Below are 20,259 nucleotides of genomic sequence, written 5' to 3'. Positions count from 1 at the left end.
TAAAGTTAGCTGGACTTGGCTTTGACGTAGCGACCCGGTGCAGGTTCAATGACCGGGAAATCGGCATTGCCATAGGCGCGCGGCTTGACCTGTTTACCCGCGTGCTTTTGCAGGAATGCCGCCCATGACGGCCACCAGCTGCCGGGCTGCTCGGTGGATTTTTCCATCCACTCTGCGGCCGATTTGGCGACCTTGTCGTTGCTCCAGAAACTGCGCTTGTTCTTGGCTGGCGCGTTGATGACGCCGGCGATATGGCCGGAGGCACCGACGACAAACTGGTTCAGTTTCGGATGCTTGGGATTGAGCAGCGCCATCGAGGCATACGCTGAGGTCCACGGCACGATATGGTCTTCGCGCGATGCGTACAAAAAAGTGGGTGCGGCAATCTGTCCGAAGTCGACCGGCTCGCCTAGCACGCTGACCTTGCCCGGATGCTTGAGGCCGTCCTCGAGATAGGTATTACGCAGGTACCAACAGAACATCGGCCCCGGCAGATTAGTGCTGTCAGAATTCCAGTACAGCAGGTCGAACGCCGGCGGCGCTTCGCCTTTCAGGTAGTTGGATTTGACGTAGCTCCAGACCAGGTCATTGGAGCGCAGACTGGAAAATGTCTGGGCGAACTCCTTGCCCTCCATCAGACCGCCCTGGCCGATCGCCTGCTCGCGCTTAACGACCGCTTCTTCATCGACGAACACATCGATGATGCCGGTATCGGTGAAGTCGAGGAAGGCCGTCAGCAAGGTCAGGCTGGACACCGGTTTTTCGCCGCGCGCAAACAGCAGCGCCAGCGCCGTCGAGAGGATGGTGCCGCCGACGCAAAACCCGAGCGCGTTGATTTGCTCCTGCCCGGAAATTTGCTGCGTGACAGCGATCGCCTCAAAAGCACCCAGTCCGATGTAGTCATCCCAGGTCAGATGCGCCAGCGACGCATCCGGATTACGCCATGAAATCAGAAATACGGTATGGCCCTGCTCGACTGCGTAGCGCACCAGCGAGTTCTCCGGTTGCAGGTCGAGGATGTAGTACTTGTTGATACACGGCGGCATGATCAGTAGCGGCCGTTCGAATACCGTCTTGGTCAGCGGCTTGTATTGCAGCAGCTGGAACAGTTCGTTTTCGAAGACCACGGCACCTTCGGTGGTGGCGACGTTCTTGCCGACCTCGAAGGCGGTTTCATCGGTCTGCGAAATGCGGCCCTTGCGCATGTCGGCCAGCAGCTGGGTCAGGCCGCGCGACAGGCTTTCGCCTTTGGTCTCCAGCAGCAATTGCTGTGCTTCGGGATTGGTGACCAGAAAATTTGCCGGCGACATCGCATCGATCATTTGCTGCACATTGAAGCGGATTTTTTCCTTGACCTTGGGTGTGGCCTTGACGGCATCGGTCATCGCATTGAGGAACTTCGCATTGAGCAAGTAGGCCGAGGCATTGAAACTGCCCATCGGATTGGCTTGCCATGCCGGTGCGCCAAAGCGCTTGTCGGCAATCGCCGCTGCCGGCGCACTCATCGTGCTTGTCCATAACGACCCCAGCTCCTGCATGTACTTGGCCTGCAAGGAGGCCATCACGGCCGGATCGAACTCTGCGGCAGGCACCCCGGGAATCGCTGGTTGGCCCGCAGGTGCGGAAGGAAACTGCATGGGCTTCAGCAAATTCTGCCACTGGGTCGTGTCGGCCAACTGGGCCATCCAGGCGGGCATTGCGGCAAGCGGATCTGGTCGGGTCATGCGGGCCTCATCGTTTCGGGTATCGTTACGGTTTATCGGTATCGAACGGAATCAACATGTATTTGTATCTGGTGGCCATCGCCTGGGTGTATGTCGTCCTGCTGATGGCAATGACGGAAGGTTCTTTTATCGCTGGATTGATGACCTTTTTTTTCTATTGTGCTTTTCCGTTGTCGATCATTTTATACGTGATGGGGACGCCTCAACGCAAGCGAAAACGGCATGCTGCAGAGAAAGCCAAACGTCTTGCCGACGCAGAAGCGGCGAACGACAACTCGTCCGTGCCGTAAAACCGCCCTATCGCTCCAGCCAGATCAGCGACGCCATCCTGCCGGTCTGACCATCGCGCCTGAACGAATAAAATTGCCCGCGCCCAGTCATCGTGCAATGCGAGCCACCGGCCACCCGCAAGACGCCCTGCCCTGCCAGCACCAGACGTGCAAGCTGGTACAGGTCCGCCAGATATTTGCCGGCGATGCCCGGCCGGGCCGTGAAGGCCGTTGCCGCCAGCGGATTACCGGCAACGAAAGCCCCGACCACTTCGCTGCCGACTTCAAATTGCTGCGGCCCGATGGCCGGACCGAGCCAGGCGAGGATTTCGCCAGCGCCTTTTTTGTGCAGCGCGGCCACGCTGTTTTGCAGCACGCCGCCAGCCAGTCCGCGCCAGCCCGCATGGACCGCACCAACGACAGTGCCAGCCACATCGCATAACAATACCGGCAAGCAGTCTGCCGTCAGGATTGCGCACACAACGCCGGACAAGTCAGTGACGCTGGCGTCGGCTTGCGGCACGCCATCGACCTGACCGGCATCAATGACGTCATGTCCATGGACCTGGGTCAGCCACACCGGATCAGACGGCAACAGAGTGCGCAAGCGCTCGCGGTTATGCTGAACTGCCGCGACCACATCGCCGACATGCGTCCCGAGATTCAGGCCACCACCGTGCACGCCATCATCAAAAGGCGGCAAGCTGATGCCGCCGGCACGCGTTGTGCTGATCGCTCGGACACCGCGCGGCATATCCGGCCAGTCGAATGCCAGTATCGACACGGCATTACTCCTCGTCGGATTCCAGGTAGGAGTCGTCCATCATGTCCGGCTCGGGAATATCCGCCGAGGCGATCAGTGCCGCGAAGTCGTCGGCCAGCGGCACGCGCCATTCGACGTCTTCGCCGGTGACCGGATGGACCAGTCCGAGCCGGCGTGCCTGCAAGGCCTGGCGATGAAACGCCGGTGCCAGATGCTGCTTACCGTAGAGCGTGTCGCCGACCAGCGCAAAGCCGATCGATTGCATATGAACGCGAATCTGATGGGTACGACCGGTTTCGAGACGGCAGCGCATCAGGCTGACCGGACGACGATCCAGCAAGCCCGATTCAATCCGTTCGAAATGCGTGATCGCCGGCTTGGCGGACATGCTTTCCAGCACGGCCATCCGGATCCGGTCACGCGGATGACGGCCCATTGAGGCATCGATCGTGCCGCTGAGATTTGGCGTGCCCCAGACCAGCGCAAAGTATTCACGCTTGACCGTGCGGGCGGCCAGTTGGCGAACCAGATCGGTGTGCACTTCGAGCGTCTTGGCCACGACCATCAGACCGCTGGTGTCCTTGTCGAGGCGATGCACGATACCGGCACGCGGTACGCCGATCAGTGCCGGCCAGTAGTGCAGCAAGCCGTTGAGCAAGGTGCCGGACCAGTTGCCCGAGCCGGGATGCACGACCAGGCCGGCCGGCTTGTTGACGACGATGATGGCCTCGTCTTCATAGACGATATTGAGCGCCATTTCTTCGGGGGCAAAGGCGGTGTCTTCCGGCGCAGCTTGTGGCAGAACGACGATATGTTCGTCACCGTACACCGTCATCCGCGTACGTCCGACCTTGCCGTCGACGGTGACAAAACCGTCGTCTATCCATTGCTGCATGCGGCTGCGCGAAAACTGCGGAACCAGTCGGGCAACGACTTTGTCCAACCGATCGCCGCAGTCGCCGGGAGTCAGGTCCAGTTCAATCGGCGGCATGTCGGGCAAGCCGCCGGTGTATTCTTCCTGCTCGTCAATATCGAGTTCGGGCAGGTTTTCCGCATCGTTCAGCGGTGGCGTTAATCTCACGGCAAGTCCCATCGGCTATAATCAGCCCATTAAATTAGTACTAAAAATTCACAAATAAATACACGTAGCGATTGACGCAATAATTCACGAAATAATTCACGAAGCGATTCTTGCAAAGACTATGCGAAACAAATTATTGAAATGCGCCGCACTGGCGCTGGCATTCACGATCTCGGCATGTGGCCTGTTGCCGGAGAAAATCGACGAAACCAAAAACTGGTCGGCGGCCAAATTATACGCGGAGGCACGCGACGAAATCTCAACCGGCAACTACGAAACCGGAATCAAATATTACGAGCGACTCGAATCGCGTTATCCGTTCGGTACCTTCGCCCAGCAAGCCCAGATGGAAGTGGCCTACGCCTATTACCGCCAGAGCGACCAGGCACAGGCGCTAGCCGCCGTCGAGCGCTTCATCAAGCTGCATCCGAATCATCCGAACGTCGATTACATGTACTACTTGCGCGGGCTGGTCAATTTCAATGACAAGCTCGGCCTGTTTGATTTTGTCTCCCGCCAGGATGCGACCGAGCGCGATCCGAAAGCCGCCCACGAAGCCTTCGAGTCATTCAAGCTTCTGGTTGAACGTTTTCCGGACAGTATCTACGCAGCCGATGCGCGCCTGCGCATGAAATACCTGGTCAACGCAATTGCACAGCATGAGGTTCATGTCGCGAAATACTACTTCCGGCGTGGTGCCTACGTGGCAGCAGTCAACCGGGCCCAGTTTGCGGTCAAGCAATATCCGACCGCGCCGGCCACCGAAGAAGCGCTGTTTGTCATGACACGCAGCTATGACGAACTCGGTATGCCGGAGTTGCGTGATGATGCCGGTCGCGTGATGAAGCAAAATTTTCCGAATAGCGTCTATTATCGCGGCGGTCCCAAAGACAGCGCGCCATGGTGGAAAATCTGGTAACTCGAATCAAAAAAGACCTCGCTGCGAGGTCTTTTTTTTAAGCCGTAATACGACGCCGGAACATCCAGTGCGACGCATCCGAGGCGTCCGCATCGAAGGCATACCCGCCAAGATTGAACTCGCGCAAGCCATCCGCCCCGGTAATCCGGTGCTCTGCCGCATAACGCGTCATCAATCCCCGAGCCCGTTTTGCGTAAAACGAAATGATTTTGTACCGACCATCTTTCCAGTCCTGAAAGATCGGTGTAATCACGGGAACCTTCAGCCGCGCCGGCCTGACCACCTTGAAATATTCTTCCGACGCCAGATTGATGAGCGCGGCCGAGTCTTGTGCATCAAGCTGTGCATTGAGCGCTTCGGTCACGGTATCTCCCCAGTAGGCGTATAGATCCTTGCCGCGCGAAGTTGCCAGCCGCGTGCCCATTTCAAGCCGATACGGCTGCATCAAGTCGAGCGGGCGCAGCGCGCCGTACAAGCCGGACAAAATGCGCAGATGCGCCTGTAGGTAATCGAGTTCGGCTGGTTTCAGCGAGGCCGCATCGAGCCCTTCATACACATCGCCATTGAACGCGAGCACGGCCTGTTTGGCGTTGGCAGTCGTGGCGACTGTTTCCCAGCTCAGATAGCGCGTCGCGTTGAGCTGCGCGAGCGGGTCGGAAATGTGCATCAATGTGCCGACCTCGGCAGGCGATAATTTTCGCAAAACATCAATCAGTGCGGCCGAATGGTCAATGAAATCGGCTGTAGTAGAAAATTTCGTACCGGGCGCTGTGGCATAGTCGAGGGTTTTGGCAGGGGATAAAACGATGAGCATGAATTGCAGTCGTAAAAATAATGGGCAGGCTCAATGATACCCAACCGTATCGTTATCGACACCAACGTCTGCCTTGACCTGTTTGTGTTCAGGGATCCGCGCTGGGATAGCCTGGTCACGGCGCTGCGGGATGGCACCGTCGAGGCAGTCACCCGTGCCGATTGCAGGATGGAATGGCTGATCGTGCTCGGCTATGCACAGTTGAAACTCGATGACACCGAACGGCAGCGCAGCATGGCCGAATTCGATGCAGCGATCCGCTGCTTGCCGGACATCGCTACGGATACGGCGACAGTACGTTTGCCCGTTTGCAAGGACCGCGATGATCAGAAATTCCTCGAACTGGCCCGTGATGCCAAGGCATCGGTCCTCATCACGAAAGATAAAGCACTGTTGAAGTTGGCCTCGAAAACACGCCGGTCTGGCTTGTTCCTGATCCTCAAGCCAGAGTCATGGATCATTCCAGCACCATTATTCAAAGGTATAACGACCAATAGTAATAATTAACAACATACCGAAGATCGTTTCCGTGCAATCATGTTTCTTATAAACATTTATTCCCAAGAGTAATTTTTGCAGCGTCAAACAGCAGCGTCAGATGAAGACGCCAGCCAACATGGCGCACTTCCGGGGGCAAGCATGGAACAACGCCGCATCAATCTGGCCGATATCGTCTCCGGACAAGCTCTCCCTTGGGACATCACCGATCTGGCCGGTCATTTATTATTGAGACAGGGCCAGATCGTCCACAGCGGACTACAGATTGAGCGTCTGATCGAACGCGGCTTGTTCATCAGTGGGACTGCCGGCCCGTCAAAAAAAGAAAATCCTCCCGTCGTCAAGCCCGAGCAGGCCTCTGCCTTGCGCATCATTAATCAAGCCATCAAGCGACTTGAACGACTGTTGTTCAATATCGGCAATGAAACCGAGGTCCAATCCAAGATCATCGAAGTCGCAAAAGCCATTCGCTATGCGGTTTCCATTAACAGTGATGTGGCAGTGGCGACAATTTTATTGAATCAGGATGTCGGCGAATATGCGGTCCGGCATTGCATCGACACCGCCATTCTGGTGGCGCACGTCGGCAACCAAAACGGTAAATCCGAGGCGGAACTTGTATCGGTCACAGCTGCCGCACTGACAATGAATCTTGGCATGCTGCGCGAACATGGCCACTTGCAAACCAACGGCAATCAACTTACCGACGGCGAACGCAAAGTCATTTACCGGCATCCGGCGGAAAGCGTCAGGCTCTTGCGCGAAGCAGGCGTCAAAGATGAAGACTGGTTGAACTGCATCCTGCAGCATCATGAAAACGAAGACGGTAGCGGCTATTCTTCCGGCAAGCGCGGCGGCGAAATGATGAGCAATGCCAAACTGCTGATGCTGACCGACCGCTATTGTGCGCGGGTAGTTGCGCGTACTTATCGCAAGAAAATGTTACCCAATGCGGCCCTGCGCGACATTTTACTGAACGAAAAAAACAAGATCGATGCCCTCCTCGCGGCCAGCTTCTTGCGTGAGCTCGGAATCTATCCTTGCGGCACCTTCGTCAAACTGGAAAACGGGGAAGTCGGGGTAGTGACCAGCCAGGGAGTGAGTTCTACGACGCCGATCGTGCATGCGCTGCTTGGCCCCCACGGCGCACCCCTGGCGTTTCCGATCAAGCGCGATACGGCACGGGCACTGACGAAAATACGCGAAGTCTTACACGCCGATGCTGCCTCGGTCCGATTCAACATGCATCAGCTATGGGGTAGCGACGCCAACCTGTAAATCAGGCTGGCTTAACAGAACGCTTTGCCATCAGGTCCTGATTGATCTTGCGGTCAGTATTGATGCGCTGCACGTGCGGTCGCTGGCCCAGCATCGTCAGGTAGTCACGTACAGGCAGGCCGGCAAGGACATCCTCGCCAAGTACGTTCCTTGAAGCGATGGAGACCAGCGGCAGGTGAACCAGCGCGGCGCAGTCCGCCAAGCTGAACTCGGCGCCTCCCACATAGGGTTCAAACCTGGCCAAACGCGCGAAGGCACTGACGTTGCGCTTGAGCAGTTTGTAAGTTCGCGCTTTAGTCTCTTCGCTGACTTTTCCGCCAAAAAAAGCTTCTGCGTACAATTCGCGTGCCACCAGTTCAAGGTGCAACTCAATTACCGTGATCAATTCTTTCAGTTTGGCAGCGGCAAACAGGTCAGACGGCAACAAGGGCATGAGCGGATAACACTGCTCGAGGTAATCGACGATCACTTGCGACTCGCACAACGGCCCGTCTGCGGTCTCAATATACGGAATTTTCCCGAAGGGTGACTTGACGAGCAAGGCGGCTGATTTGTCCGTCCAGACAAGTTCTTCCTGAAACGGGATATTTTTTTCCAGCAAAACAAGTTTGGCTTTGTTGTAGTAGTTGCTTAACGCAAAGCCGGCGAGTTTGATCATTGTTTTTAGTCTCCAGGGTAAAACCGAATAGCTATTCCAGTGTCAGATCAGGCATGTCCTTGACGGCACCAGCTCGCCGGGCCGGACCAAAACCCCGCGCAATCGATAACAGCAACATGATTTCTTGATAAACCTCAATGTCGAAGCCGCGCCGGATACCATCACGTTTGTCGAGTACAAGACTCTCGAGATACGGCAGGATTTGTTCGGTTTCCCACAACGCGGAGATCTGTTCGACGACATGCGGAAAATTTTCTAGACTGGCCGCCGGAGCGACGTCCGGAACTTCATCCCAGCCGGGAATACGGGTATTGAAGATACGGATGGTCCGTTCGCGCAGCGCTTCGTAGCTGGTCTGATTATCGCAATCGCGGTACAGGTCCAGCAAAAATAGCCAGGGCATCGGTGATTCGGGCTGCTCCAGATTGCCATAAGGCTCGAGGATTTCGATGGCGCGACCGGGATCGTTGAGCGACACCCAGAATTCTGCTTCCTGCATCACATCCGAAATTTCTTCGACCTTCAAGTGTTCGACTCTAGCCGGATAAAATTGCAATGTTTCATGGACGACTGAAACCGGAGAATCGGTTTTGCCGATCGCGGCACCGGTGGTCTCCGCTATACCACCCGCAGAATGACTCTCTTCCGGTTCGTCGCGGACCTGCAGGAATTCCGGTTCAGCCGACACAGTACGTACCGGGTTCCTGCCGGCACCGAACAAGCCAAATGGCACGGGTCCTGCTTGATCCGCCCGGTCAGCGGATTCGGTCGCACCCGCCGCAGTTCCGGTCTCGTTACGCAGAATACTCACGTCCCAGGGTATCGCGGATGGCTGCTTGTACAAGTTCTTCAGCCGCCAACCCAACCATCCCGCAACACCAATACTCCCTAGCAGCAATGCCGCAAGGCCGGCAAACCATCCGAGCGACATGGAATTTTTTTGCAAGTCATCAAAAGCAGCCTGGTCAGCAACATGCCGCGCATTGCCGGCGTCGGATTGCTGCTTGAGCGTAGTGATTTGATTTTGTTGTGTGAGACTTTCCTGATCAGCCGATTTAATTGGATCTTCGCCACGTAACACCATTGCGTAGCGCCGCCGGGCCGCGGCAAGATCGTCACCGGACGGCGCACCTGCGCCAGAGACCGGCTCAGCCAATTGGCTGGTGAGCTTGAGTTGCCCCAATGAAGCAAGTTCTGCCGCTGTCAACTCCTGCGATGACAGTTTCAGGACATTGCGGGATGAAGCGCTACGCGGTATTGGCGCTAAAGGTGCCAGATTAACGGCGACACGTTTTCCTTCTGCCGCAGTAAGGTCCCGTCTTTTGTTGCCATCGACTGTCGTAGTCTGGTTGTCACTGGCGCGGCCAGGCACCAGTGCGGACGAGGAATTACCAGCAAGGACGCGTGGTCCACCAACGGTCTTGGGCGGTGCATTGCGTAGTGCCGTCGCACCGGGCACATCAATAAATGTACTGATGGGATCAAGCAAAATCTGGAAATCACGATGAACCCGTGCCCCGCAAGTCAGGTCGATTGATACGGACATCGCTGGCTCGTAGACAGGCTGTCGGGTTGTGATCTGAATGGAGGTCGATCCCTGGGACGATTTGTTGATGGAAACCACGGGAGACGCGATAAAGACGCCGTCCGATGATTCAAGGCGGGCTTTGACGCAGGAGGCAATTAGTTCGGCACTATCGGCACCGATCACTGGAACGGATAACTGGAGCACTTGACCAAGACCGGATTGGACCTGAACTGTCCCGATGCCGACAGCGTGGGCAGAACCGGCGCACAAGGTGATTGCTGCGATTGCAATCCGGTGCAATGCCGGATTCAGCTTTAGGCGCGTCATCGTTTTGAATTTCCTCACAAAAGGCCTCTGCAGCCACTAACAGTTACCCATAACCAAGATTGATCATATACAAAATTTTCAGCACAAAAAAGCGAAATCAGCCTGATTGTCAAGGATTCCCGCAATTGCAACTTCTGAAACTCCTACCAACAGTCAAAAAATGGCACCGCCGCGCATCGAACTTAAGACATGCGGTGACAGATCATTTGATTTCAACGCTGAACCCAGCAGATGGGCTTTTCGGCGACTCCGGGTTTCCGTGTCGTGACGCTATGAGGCTTCATCGGGCATAGCAGGCCGCATTCTCGGGGATTTATGTTCAAGTTGCAAGTTGCCCGCCCCGCCCCAAGCGCACACAAATCATGCATCATTGCCGCTCTTTTCGTCACTATTGTCAACTACCGACTATGTCAGCAGAATTACTGGCCACCCGCCACAACGCCACACTCATTGTCACCATGTCTAATCCGGGCAAGCGCAACGCACTACATCCAGATATGACGGCAGCGGCCATTGAAACCTTAGCCACCGCCGGGCGCGACGATTCCATCCGCATGGTTGTCCTGACTGGCGCCGACAACTTTTTTTGTGCCGGCGGCGATCTAACCCGCCTAATGGAAAATCGTGCGCTACCACGCGCCGTGCAGGCCGGTTCGATCGACCTGCTCAATGGCTGGGTCGATGCGTTACGGGATTGTCCGAAGCCGGTCATCGCGGCCGTCGACGGTGCTGCCGCCGGTGCCGGCTTTTCGCTAGCGCTCGCTTGCGACCTGATTGTGGCCGGTGCGTCGGCAAAATTCCTGATGGCGTATGTCAATGTCGGCCTGACACCTGACGGCGGCGGTTCATGGTTCCTGCACCAGGCACTACCGCGCCAGCTTGTTACCGAATTGCTGATGGATGGCAGGCCGGTCAGCGCTGAACGACTCTTCCAATTAGGCCTGGTCAACCGCATTGTGCCCGACGGCAGCGCGCTCGATGCCGCTCTCGAATGGGCTGACCAGCTGGCCGGTCGCTCACCGAATGCGGTCCAACGCATCAAGGCTTTGGTGCGCGAGGCTGCAACCAGCACACTTGCCGAACATGCCGATGCTGAAAAACACAGTTTTGTCGAATCTCTCCACCATCGTGACGCTCAGGAAGGCATCGGTGCTTTCCTGGAAAAACGCACACCGCACTACCGTTGACCCGCATTGTTGACTTCGCAATCAAGCCGGACTTAAATAGTACGGTCGTACGATTCGTTAATGTAGAATACAAAACCAAAGCACTCAGGAGACCAGATGTTTGAAGAATTCATGGGCACCATGCCCGTCGCCGAACGCCAGCAATTCGACCTCGTAGCGCTGCAGGAATACCTGTCGCGTCACGTCGACGGCTTCTCGGGACCGCTCACGATCGAGCAGTTCAAAGGCGGGCAGTCGAATCCGACCTTCAAAATCAATGCGAACGGCCAGCATTACGTGCTGCGCACCAAGCCCGGACCGGCCGCCAAACTGCTGCCATCGGCACATGCCATCGACCGCGAATACCGCGTCATGGATGCACTGAACAAGGCAGGCTTTCCAGCCGCAAAACAATACACGCTGTGCACCGACGAAGCCGTCATCGGCCGCGCCTTCTATTTGATGGAATTTGTCGACGGCCGGGTCTTGTGGGACCAGTCGCTGCCGGGCATGGACAAGGCCGAACGCGCGGCCCACTACGATGAAATGAACCGTGTCATCGCGCAATTGCACACCATCGATTACGCCGCCATCGGCCTGGCCGAGTACGGCAAACCCGGCAACTACTTCGGTCGCCAGATCGATCGCTGGACCCGCCAGTACAAGGCTTCCGAGACCGAAAAAATCGACGCCATGGATCACTTGATGGAATGGCTGCCGAAGAACATCCCGCCCGGCGACGAAACCAGTATCGTCCACGGTGACTTCCGCCTCGACAATATGATGTTCCATCCGACCGAGCCACGCATCCTCGCGATCCTCGACTGGGAGCTATCGACGCTGGGCCATCCGCTGGCAGATTTTTCGTATCACTGCATGAGCTGGCACATTCCTCCCGGCCAGTTCCGCGGCATCGGCGGGCTGGACTTGCCGGCTCTCGGCATTCCGACCGAAGCCGAATACATCGCCACGTATTGCGCCCGTACCGGCAAGACCATCCGCCCCGAAGACTTCAATTTCTACCTGGCCTACAACATGTTCCGCATGGCCGGCATCCTGCAAGGAATCATGAAGCGTTTCGTCGACGGCACCGCTGCCAGCGCCCAGGCCTTGAAAGCCGGCCAGGCTGCCCGTGCGATGGCCGAGATGGGCTGGCAATACGCCTGCAAGCAATAAATTTTGCCCTCACACCATCCACAACAAACCAACAGGAGACAAGATGGAATTCGCGTATTCGGAACGATGCAAGACGCTTCAGACGAAGTTACTGGCTTTTATGGACGAGCATATCTATCCGAACGAAAAAGCCTACAAGCAGGAAATCGACCGCAACGGCACCGAAAAAGGGAACCGCTGGCTGGCCACCGAATTAATGGAACGACTCAAGCCGCTGGCGCGTGAACAAGGCCTGTGGAACCTGTTCCTGCCAAAATCAGAGCGCGCACCGGAAGGCTTGTCCAACCTGGACTACGCCCCGTTGTGCGAAATCATGGGTCGCGTCGGCTGGGCGCCGGAAGTCTTTAATTGCAGCGCGCCCGATACAGGCAACATGGAAACCATCGAACGCTATGGCGTCGAGGCGCACAAGGTCGAATGGCTGGAGCCACTGCTGCGCGGCGAAATCCGTTCCGCGTTTGCCATGACCGAACCGGCCGTCGCCTCGTCGGACGCCACCAACATCGCCACCCGCATCGAACGCGATGGCGACGAGTACGTCATCAACGGTCACAAGTGGTGGATTTCCGGCGCCGGCGATCCGCGCTGCAAGATCTTCATCCTGATGGGCAAGACCGATCCCGAAGCCGCCCGCCATTCCCAGCAATCGATGATTCTGGTACCGGTTGCCACCAAAGGCGTCACTATCGTGCGGCCACTGCCGGTGTTCGGTTATGACGATGCGCCGCACGGCCATTGCGAAATCCGCTTCGAGAATGTTCGCGTCCCGGTCTCGAACATTCTGCTCGGCGAAGGCCGTGGCTTTGAAATCGCCCAGGGCCGGCTCGGACCTGGCCGCATTCACCACTGCATGCGCGCCATCGGCGTGGCAGAACGGGCGCTCGAACTGATGTGCAAACGGCTCAACGAACGGGTCGCCTTCGGTCGCAAGATTTCTGAGCAAAGCATCTGGCGCGAACGTATTGCCGAGTCACGCATCCAGATCGACAGCGCCCGCTTGCTGACACTCAAAGCGGCCTGGATGATGGACACCGTCGGCAACAAGCACGCCAAGGCCGAGATCGCCATGATCAAGGTGCTGGCCCCGAACGTGGCCCAGCAAGTACTCGATTGGGCTATCCAGGCGCACGGTGCAGGCGGCGTGTCGGATGATTTCCCGCTGGCCTCAATGTGGGCAGGCAATCGCACGCTGCGCATCGCTGATGGTCCGGACGAGGTGCATCGCAATGCCATCGCCAAGCTGGAATTGTCGAAGCACATGGGACTCCCCGGCGAGGACCTGGAACTGCCGATCACGCGTTCCTGAGTCGGCATTCCTGAACGACCGCCGGTGCTGCCAGATGGGCTGCACCGGCGCGTCAAACAACGGCATAATCACGGCTCGCAGTGTTCACGCAGTTTTCATGTGACGGAGCTTTCATGATCGATGTCTATTCCACCGCTACCCCGAACGGCCACAAGGTCCACATCCTGCTCGAAGAGCTTGGCCTGCCCTACCGCGTGCATCACATCGATATCGGCGCGGGCGACCAATTCAAGCCGGATTTTCTGGCCATTTCCCCGAATAACAAGATTCCCGCGATTGTCGATGCCGATGGTCCCGATGACAAACCGATCTCGCTGTTCGAGTCCGGTGCCATCCTGCTGTATCTCGCCGGCAAGAGCGGCCGCTTCCTGGGTAACACCGATCGCGAAAAATTCACGACGCTGCAATGGCTGATGTTCCAGATGGGCGGCGTCGGTCCGATGCTGGGACAAGCCCATCACTTCCGCATCTACGCACCCGAAAAAATTGCCTATGCAGTCGACCGCTACACCAACGAGGCGCACCGTTTGTACGGCGTACTGGAACGCCGTCTGAGCGGGCAGACCTGGCTGGCCGGCAGCGACTACACGATCGCCGATATCGCGACCTTTCCGTGGGTCCGCTCATGGCAGAACCAGGGCATTACACTGAGCGACTTTCCGCAGGTGCAGCGCTGGTTCGATGACATCGCCGCACGCCCTGCCGTGCAGCGCGGCGTCAAGGTATTGGCCGATCTGCGCAAGCCGCTGACGGACGACAAGGCCAGGGAGGTGTTGTTTGGCACGTCACAATATGCGAAACGATAAATTCCGTATTGCTCAATAACAACCGATAATCACTACAGCATCCTGCTCCCTTCGTTACCGAGGCCACTCATGAAATCAGTCCAGCAAGAAGTCGATGAACGTACCAACCTGACCGGCTCCAACCAGTTCGAGTTATTACTGTTTCGTTTAGGCGGCGACGCCAACGGGGATCGCTCGGAGCTGTACGGCATCAATGTGTTCAAGGTCCGTGAAATCGTTGCGATGCCCGAACTCACTGCAGTCGCCGGGGCCCATCCGAACCTGCTGGGCGTCGTCAATCTGCGCGGTCAGATCATCCCCGTCATCGACCTGCCCGCCCTGGTCGGCTGCGTTCCGAAGACCGGACTGAACATCATGCTGGTGACCGAATACGCGCGCTCGACCCAGGCCTTTGCGGTCGAAGCGGTGGAAGAAATCGTCAGGCTCGAATGGCGCCAGGTATTGTCGGCCGAGGCCAGCGGCGTCGGGGGGATGATCACCAGCATCGCCCGGCTCGAAGTCCCGAACGAACCGACCCGGCTTGCGCAGGTGCTTGATGTCGAACAAATTCTGCGTCACATCATGCCGACCAGCGGCAAGGATGTTGATCCCGAGACCATCGGTCCGAAGTTACTGCTCAAGCCCGGCAGCGTCATCCTCGCCGCCGACGACTCGCAGGTAGCGCGTTCGCTGATCGAGGCCGGACTCGAAGCGATCGGTGCGCAATACATCATGACCAAGACCGGCAAGGAGGCCTGGGACAAGCTGCAAGCGATGGCCAGTGCCGCCGAAGCCGAAGGCCAGACCATCCGCGATAAAGTGGCGATGGTGCTAACCGACCTCGAAATGCCGGAGATGGATGGTTTTACGCTGACCCGTAACATCAAGCAAAACCCGCGCTTTGCCGGTTTGCCGGTCGTGATTCATTCGTCACTGTCGGGCACGACCAATGAAGACCATGTCAAGAGCGTCGGTGCCGATGCGTATGTGGCCAAGTTCGTTGCCGAAGAACTGGCTGCTGCGATCCGTAAAGTCCTCGCCTGATCGACCGTTGTGACGGTGCCGCCGGCGCTTGTCGGCGGCACTTTTTGTAGCCTGACCCTGACATCAGGCCTTGTTTTTGTTCCACTCTGCTATTGTCTGCCCCATGCCGATCACCTCCCCTGTCCTGAATCACCCGCTGCGCATGACGCTGGCGGCCGAAGCCCATTCCCGGCCCTTCCTGCAACTGGACGCCCCTGAAAGCGTGACCCATCTGGCCCTGTATGCCGAACTCGATGCCACGCCTGACTGGCACCTACGCAAACTGGTCGACCTGTGCGGCTGTTTTGGCGTGGCGGGCCCGGCTGCCGATGCCAAATATTTTTATCATGACTTCGGTCGCTTCCGCCTCAAATGGGAATGCCATACCGAATTCGCCACCTTCACGTTTGCAATGCGCCATGCCGACAGCGCGCCGTTGGCACAAGCATTCGAACGCATACCGTTGATGCATGTCCCGCAGCAGTGGCTGCACGGACTGAAAGGAAAAATTCTGGTCGCTGCCCACGTCGTGATGGAAAAATCCGGCCCCGGCAAAGATCCCGATGCGCGCGAAATCCGCGCGGTCTTCGAAGGCCTCTCGCTGGCCGCCAGTGTCGTTCTGCAGGACGCCGAAGTCTGGAGTGATTTTCTGATCCAGAGCGATGGTTTCAGCCGCTTCGTGGTGCGCGATCTGGGCCTGCGCGAGTATCAGCTCGGACGGCTGGTTCAGCGCGTACTCGAAATCGAAACCTACCGGATGATGGCGCTGCTTGGCCTGCCCCATGCGCTCGCCTCGACCACCACGCTCAATACGATCGAGGCCGAACTGGCGCGACTGACGGAAGAGATGGTCGACAGCGATGACGATACTAGCGCGGCCGGTTCGGTCGACGCTACCGGCGAACCGGATGATGGCGAACGCGCGCTTTTGCGCAGCATTACCGGCCTGGCCGCCCGCAGTGAAAAACTTGCCCTCGACAACAGCTACCGCTTCTCGGCGTCGCAGGCGTATTTCCAGCTGGTCAAGGCACGCATCGAAGAGCTGCGTGAAGTCCGTATCGATGGCTTACCGACACTACGTGAATTCATGGAACGCCGGCTCTCACCGGCCATGAGCACCTGCGCCGCCACAGTCCGGCGGCAAGCGGCGCTGGCTGAGCGCATAGCGCATTCAAATGACTTGCTCAGTACCCGGGTGGGCATCGCCCAAGAGCTGCATAACCGCCAGATCCTGCAATCAATGAATGCGCGCGCCGCGCAGCAGTTACGCCTGCAACAAGCGGTCGAGGGCCTGTCGGTGGTGGCAGTGTCGTACTACATGGTCGGCTTATGCGGCTATGCCGCCAAGGCCGCCAAGTCGGCGGGCTTGCCGATTAATACCGATCTGGCAACCGGACTGATGGTGCCGCTGATCGTGCTGGTGGTCTGGCTGGGCTTGCGTCGCCTGCACGGACAGATTAAGCATTGAACGACTGCCCCTGAGCCGAAAAAGGGGTGTGCCGGTCGTTCACGCCTGTCGCTAGCCTACTCGCCAAGCAATTCGGCCACCGCCTGCATGCCTTCAACGTGGGCGGCTACGACGCGGATGATCACGACCACCGGCACGCCCAGCAGCAAGCCCCATACACCCCACAACCAGCCCCAGAACAGCAGCGCAATGAATACCGCCGCCGGATTCATTTTGGCGATGCGACCGGTCATCCACGTCGTCACCAGCGTACCGACCAGCGTCGATACGCCAAGCGAGCTGCCGATCACCAGCAACACCGGGCCCAGCGTTCCGAACTGCAGAAAGGCCATCAGGCCGGCGGCCACCGTGAGCAGCAATGGTCCGAAATACGGAATCACATGCAGTAATCCGGCGGCCACCGCCCACGCACCGGCATTTTCGAGACCGATCGTTCGAAAGGCAATCCACATCAGCACCGCCAACAGCGAATTCGTTACCAGCAGCATCGACATGTACTTCTGGATCGAGCTGTTGATGGCATCGAGGATATGGACCGTGATCCGCTTGTTTGACAACGACGGTCCGGTCAGTCTGACCAGCTTGCGCTTGAAGGTATCGCCCGACAGCAGTAAAAAGAACACCAGAAAAAGTACGACGACGGCTTCCCCGACCAAGCCCATCGCCCCCATCGAACCGGCCAGCAGCAGATCGCTCACCCGAAACGTCGGCTCCTTGGACGGCAGCGACCGCGCGCTGGATCGATTGCCTGACGTGGCGGATTCGATTTCGCTAGCCGCCGCCTGCATGCGCTGAATGACGCTAGGCTGGCCGGACTCGTTGCGCAGCATCGCGCGTGCCACTTTGTGCGACGCGTCGGGCAGCGTTTGCATGATGGACTGGAATTCATCGGCCAGCGTCGTGGCGACCGCCGTGATACTGCCCGTCAGCATCAGCATCACCAGCACGGTGCCGAACACGCGCGACACGCGGCAGCGCTCCAGCCACGCCACCAGCGGATTGAGCGTGTAAGCAAGAAAGATCCCGCACAGCAGCGGAATCAGGAATTTTTGCGCGCTCTGCAGCGCAAATATTGCCGCCACCACGGCGATGATCGCGAGCGACAATCCGCGCGCATCGACGTGAATCCGCTGCAGCAAAACCGGCTTTTCCGGCGGCGCTGCGGGTAGCAGAATGGCGGCATCAGCGTCGGCTGCGGATTCAGGGGTAGGTGTCATCATCAAGCTCTCAATGGTGGGGTAGACGCAAAACGGCCCGGCAAATCATGCCGGGCCGATTGATCAACGATGCCGCAGCGATGTGCTGCGGTCAGCGCATGATTACTTCATGCGGATATCGTTCTTGACTGACATGACGCCCTTGACACCGCGTGCCAGCGTCGCTGCCATCGTCGCATCTGCCTGGTTAACAACAAAGCCGCTCAGTTGTACCACGCCCTTGAAGGTCTCGACGTTGATTTCGCGGGACTTCAGGGTTGGCTCATTGAGCAGCGCAGCCTTGACCTTGGTGGTGATGACGGTGTCATCGACATACTCGCCCGTGCCTTCTTTGGTGCTCGTTGAGGCGCAACCGGCGACAGCGATCAAGGCAGCGGCGAGGAAAAATGTACTGATGCGTTTGGAAAAAATCATAGTGAGCTCCCTGAAAAATGAATGAATCGAATAACAGATAAACCGTGTGTGGATTACGCAGACCTGCGCCACCGCCAGGGCTATCTGCAGCAAGCTGCGACATTGGCGTTTGGCGAAACCGCCTGAAAGACACCGCACTGTAACGAGCCGGTCACTGATGTTCTGTGCGGCACCGTACATAAAACAAATCTTTCGTACGTCATCGGGCTCGCACTCCGCGAAACGCGCTGACCTGTCAGTCGGGAAATGTGCCGGAGTATGTACGCTGTCGCACAGAAATAAGGCAGCCGCCCACCCACAATCGGCACGTGCCATCGACAGGCGGTAGGCCGATGACCCGGCACCATGCACAGGCGGCAGGATGCAAGTGCATCGCATCGACCGGTCGCATGCTTGATCGTGGCCGGTCCGGATTTCAACACTCAATAAACAAGGAGTACCCGATCATGTTGTACACAATTGCTGTGGTCCTCATCATTCTCTGGCTGCTGGGCATTGTCACGTCGTACACCTTGGGTGGCTTCGTCCACATCCTGCTGGTAATCGCCGTTGTCGTTATCCTCTTGCGCATTATTTCGGGACGCAAGCCGCTATAAGTCCTGCGCCCCCGGTGCTGCGCCGGCGGGCTCTTTCCCGAACCTGTTTCACTGCAGGACAGCAGCTGTGGCGGGTATGCAGCGCCCCATACCCCGCATTTGCAGCGACATAGCGCCATCCACCTGATCATAAGGAATTCACCATGACCACCAATTCACGCCCTGCCCTCACCGATACTGCGACGCTGCGTCTGCGCGCCCGCAAGCACATTGAAGACGGTGCCGTCACCAGTGGCTACGACGGCGACCGCGCCGCGGTACTGGCCATGCTCAATGACGCACTGGCGACCGAACTGGTCTGCGTGCTGCGTTACAAGCGCCACCATTTCATGGCCGAAGGCATCCATGCTTCAGCCGTCGCGGCCGAATTCCTGGACCATGCCAATGAAGAATCCGGCCATGCCGACCGGCTGGCCAAGCGCATCGTGCAGCTAGGCGGCGCACCCGATTTTTCGCCGGACAGCCTGTCGGCCCGCAGCCATGCCGAATACGTCGAAGGCAGCACGCTTGAAGACATGATCCGTGAAAACCTGGTGGCCGAACGCATCGCCATCGACAGCTACCGCGAAATGATCGCCGCCCTCGGCGATACCGACCCGACCACGCGGCGCATGCTCATCGAGATCCTTGAAGTCGAAGAAGAGCATGCCGACGAACTGGCTTCGCTGCATCACGGCATGCAGGACTAAACAATCCTTTTTTAACGGACCTTACGGAGACTGGCATGCAAGACTGGACCACCTTTTACGAAAAAATCAGCGCCATCAAATTTGCCATGCTCGTCACGCACGATGCCGACGGCTTGATGGAGGCACGTCCGTTCACCACCCAGGCGGCAGGCCGCGACGGCGCGGTCTGGTTTTTCACGGCGACCGATTCCGAAGCCGTTGCCGACATTCGTCAAAACCCGACGGTTCTGCTCTGCTACGCTGATTCGGCAGAGCACCGTTTCATTTCGTCATCCGGCACCGCATCGCTGGTGCAGGATCGTGCGCTGATGGAAGAACTCTGGAAGCCGGCGTTCAAGCTGTTTTTCCCGCAGGGTCTGGACGATCCGGCGCTGACCTTGCTGCGGGTCGATATCGTGAAAGCCGATATCTGGGATTCGGGAAAATCAAAGATGGAACAAATGCTGACGATGGCCAAGGCCGCCGTCGGTATCGACATTGACAAGGACGACCTGGGCAAGCATAGCGTGCTGAAAAAATAAGCACGCGCCCACTGACTGTTCAGGTACCCACACCCAAAG

At 57.8% G+C, this 20,259-nt stretch carries 21 protein-coding genes; 13 read left to right on the top strand and 8 right to left on the bottom strand.

Translation table 11 applies throughout. The features are described 5' to 3' along the window. Positions 1-5 precede the first annotated feature (5 nt). Positions 6-1,724, bottom strand: a complete 1,719-nt coding sequence (phaC, locus tag RHM62_RS10980; RefSeq protein WP_322122141.1) for a class I poly(R)-hydroxyalkanoic acid synthase — start codon at positions 1,722-1,724, stop codon at positions 6-8. A 56-nt stretch (positions 1,725-1,780) separates the two neighbouring features. Between phaC and RHM62_RS10975 the strand changes: the two genes are divergently transcribed. Continuing rightward, complete coding sequence (locus tag RHM62_RS10975) at positions 1,781-2,014, top strand: hypothetical protein (RefSeq protein WP_322122140.1); 234 nt, start codon at positions 1,781-1,783, stop codon at positions 2,012-2,014. 7 nt (positions 2,015-2,021) lie between these two features. Here RHM62_RS10975 and pgeF read toward each other — a convergent pair whose 3' ends face one another. Then, positions 2,022-2,777 (bottom strand): peptidoglycan editing factor PgeF, encoded by a 756-nt coding sequence (gene pgeF, locus RHM62_RS10970; protein WP_322122139.1) that lies wholly within the window; start codon positions 2,775-2,777, stop codon positions 2,022-2,024. Between the two features lie 4 nt (positions 2,778-2,781). Further along, positions 2,782-3,849, bottom strand: coding sequence for an RluA family pseudouridine synthase (locus RHM62_RS10965; RefSeq protein ID WP_322122138.1), 1,068 nt, complete (start codon positions 3,847-3,849; stop codon positions 2,782-2,784). A gap of 109 nt (positions 3,850-3,958) precedes the next feature. On the opposite strand from RHM62_RS10965, the gene RHM62_RS10960 reads away from it, so the two are divergent. Further along, complete coding sequence (locus tag RHM62_RS10960; protein ID WP_322122137.1) at positions 3,959-4,756, top strand: outer membrane protein assembly factor BamD; 798 nt, start codon at positions 3,959-3,961, stop codon at positions 4,754-4,756. A gap of 37 nt (positions 4,757-4,793) precedes the next feature. Here the strand turns inward: RHM62_RS10960 and yaaA are convergent, their stop codons facing one another. Next, positions 4,794-5,570: a peroxide stress protein YaaA gene (yaaA, locus tag RHM62_RS10955; RefSeq protein ID WP_322122136.1), complete on the bottom strand. Its 777-nt coding sequence runs from the start codon at positions 5,568-5,570 to the stop codon at positions 4,794-4,796. Between the two features lie 33 nt (positions 5,571-5,603). Here yaaA and RHM62_RS10950 point away from each other — a divergent pair, with 33 nt between their 5' ends. Continuing rightward, positions 5,604-6,077, top strand: coding sequence for a putative toxin-antitoxin system toxin component, PIN family (locus RHM62_RS10950; protein WP_322122135.1), 474 nt, complete (start codon positions 5,604-5,606; stop codon positions 6,075-6,077). A 132-nt stretch (positions 6,078-6,209) separates the two neighbouring features. Continuing rightward, positions 6,210-7,346, top strand: coding sequence for an HD-GYP domain-containing protein (locus RHM62_RS10945; RefSeq protein WP_322122134.1), 1,137 nt, complete (start codon positions 6,210-6,212; stop codon positions 7,344-7,346). 1 nt (position 7,347) lies between these two features. Here RHM62_RS10945 and RHM62_RS10940 read toward each other — a convergent pair whose 3' ends face one another. Further along, positions 7,348-8,004 carry a glutathione S-transferase gene (locus tag RHM62_RS10940; protein WP_322122133.1) on the bottom strand — a complete coding sequence of 219 codons (657 nt, stop codon included), beginning with the start codon at positions 8,002-8,004 and terminating at the stop codon, positions 7,348-7,350. A gap of 31 nt (positions 8,005-8,035) precedes the next feature. Beyond that, entirely contained in the window at positions 8,036-9,859 is a 1,824-nt protein-coding gene (locus tag RHM62_RS10935; protein WP_322122132.1) for a hypothetical protein, read from the bottom strand. Between the two features lie 407 nt (positions 9,860-10,266). On the opposite strand from RHM62_RS10935, the gene RHM62_RS10930 reads away from it, so the two are divergent. The 6 genes from RHM62_RS10930 to RHM62_RS10905 all read left to right on the top strand — a co-directional run bounded on the left by RHM62_RS10930 (position 10,267) and on the right by RHM62_RS10905 (position 16,783). Further along, complete coding sequence (locus tag RHM62_RS10930; protein WP_322122131.1) at positions 10,267-11,046, top strand: oxepin-CoA hydrolase, alternative type; 780 nt, start codon at positions 10,267-10,269, stop codon at positions 11,044-11,046. Positions 11,047-11,142: 96 nt separating this feature from the next. Then, positions 11,143-12,201 carry a phosphotransferase gene (locus RHM62_RS10925; RefSeq protein ID WP_322122130.1) on the top strand — a complete coding sequence of 353 codons (1,059 nt, stop codon included), beginning with the start codon at positions 11,143-11,145 and terminating at the stop codon, positions 12,199-12,201. A gap of 43 nt (positions 12,202-12,244) precedes the next feature. Then, positions 12,245-13,507, top strand: coding sequence for an acyl-CoA dehydrogenase family protein (locus RHM62_RS10920; protein ID WP_322122129.1), 1,263 nt, complete (start codon positions 12,245-12,247; stop codon positions 13,505-13,507). Between the two features lie 113 nt (positions 13,508-13,620). Further along, complete coding sequence (locus RHM62_RS10915) at positions 13,621-14,313, top strand: glutathione binding-like protein (protein ID WP_322122128.1); 693 nt, start codon at positions 13,621-13,623, stop codon at positions 14,311-14,313. A 69-nt stretch (positions 14,314-14,382) separates the two neighbouring features. Beyond that, positions 14,383-15,336: a chemotaxis protein gene (locus RHM62_RS10910; protein ID WP_322122127.1), complete on the top strand. Its 954-nt coding sequence runs from the start codon at positions 14,383-14,385 to the stop codon at positions 15,334-15,336. Between the two features lie 103 nt (positions 15,337-15,439). Beyond that, complete coding sequence (locus tag RHM62_RS10905; RefSeq protein ID WP_322122126.1) at positions 15,440-16,783, top strand: DUF3422 domain-containing protein; 1,344 nt, start codon at positions 15,440-15,442, stop codon at positions 16,781-16,783. A gap of 56 nt (positions 16,784-16,839) precedes the next feature. On the opposite strand, the gene RHM62_RS10900 is transcribed toward RHM62_RS10905, so the two are convergent. Both RHM62_RS10900 and RHM62_RS10895 read right to left on the bottom strand, forming a co-directional pair. Continuing rightward, positions 16,840-18,000: an AI-2E family transporter gene (locus RHM62_RS10900; protein ID WP_416172327.1), complete on the bottom strand. Its 1,161-nt coding sequence runs from the start codon at positions 17,998-18,000 to the stop codon at positions 16,840-16,842. Positions 18,001-18,102: 102 nt separating this feature from the next. Further along, on the bottom strand, positions 18,103-18,414 hold the full coding sequence (locus tag RHM62_RS10895; RefSeq protein ID WP_322122125.1) for a BON domain-containing protein: 312 nt from the start codon (positions 18,412-18,414) through the stop codon (positions 18,103-18,105). A gap of 446 nt (positions 18,415-18,860) precedes the next feature. Between RHM62_RS10895 and RHM62_RS10890 the strand changes: the two genes are divergently transcribed. The 3 genes from RHM62_RS10890 to RHM62_RS10880 all read left to right on the top strand — a co-directional run bounded on the left by RHM62_RS10890 (position 18,861) and on the right by RHM62_RS10880 (position 20,220). Next, positions 18,861-19,010, top strand: a complete 150-nt coding sequence (locus tag RHM62_RS10890; protein ID WP_322122124.1) for a lmo0937 family membrane protein — start codon at positions 18,861-18,863, stop codon at positions 19,008-19,010. Between the two features lie 143 nt (positions 19,011-19,153). After that, positions 19,154-19,699 (top strand): ferritin-like domain-containing protein, encoded by a 546-nt coding sequence (locus tag RHM62_RS10885; RefSeq protein WP_322122123.1) that lies wholly within the window; start codon positions 19,154-19,156, stop codon positions 19,697-19,699. A 35-nt stretch (positions 19,700-19,734) separates the two neighbouring features. Next, positions 19,735-20,220: a pyridoxamine 5'-phosphate oxidase family protein gene (locus RHM62_RS10880; RefSeq protein ID WP_322122122.1), complete on the top strand. Its 486-nt coding sequence runs from the start codon at positions 19,735-19,737 to the stop codon at positions 20,218-20,220. The last annotated feature ends 39 nt before the right edge of the window (positions 20,221-20,259 follow it).

This window comes from Actimicrobium sp. CCC2.4 (assembly GCF_034347385.1).
Lineage (GTDB): Bacteria > Pseudomonadota > Gammaproteobacteria > Burkholderiales > Burkholderiaceae_D > Actimicrobium.
The sequence above is the reverse complement of the archived record's forward strand: the minus strand, read 5'-3'. Positions and strand labels throughout refer to the sequence as shown.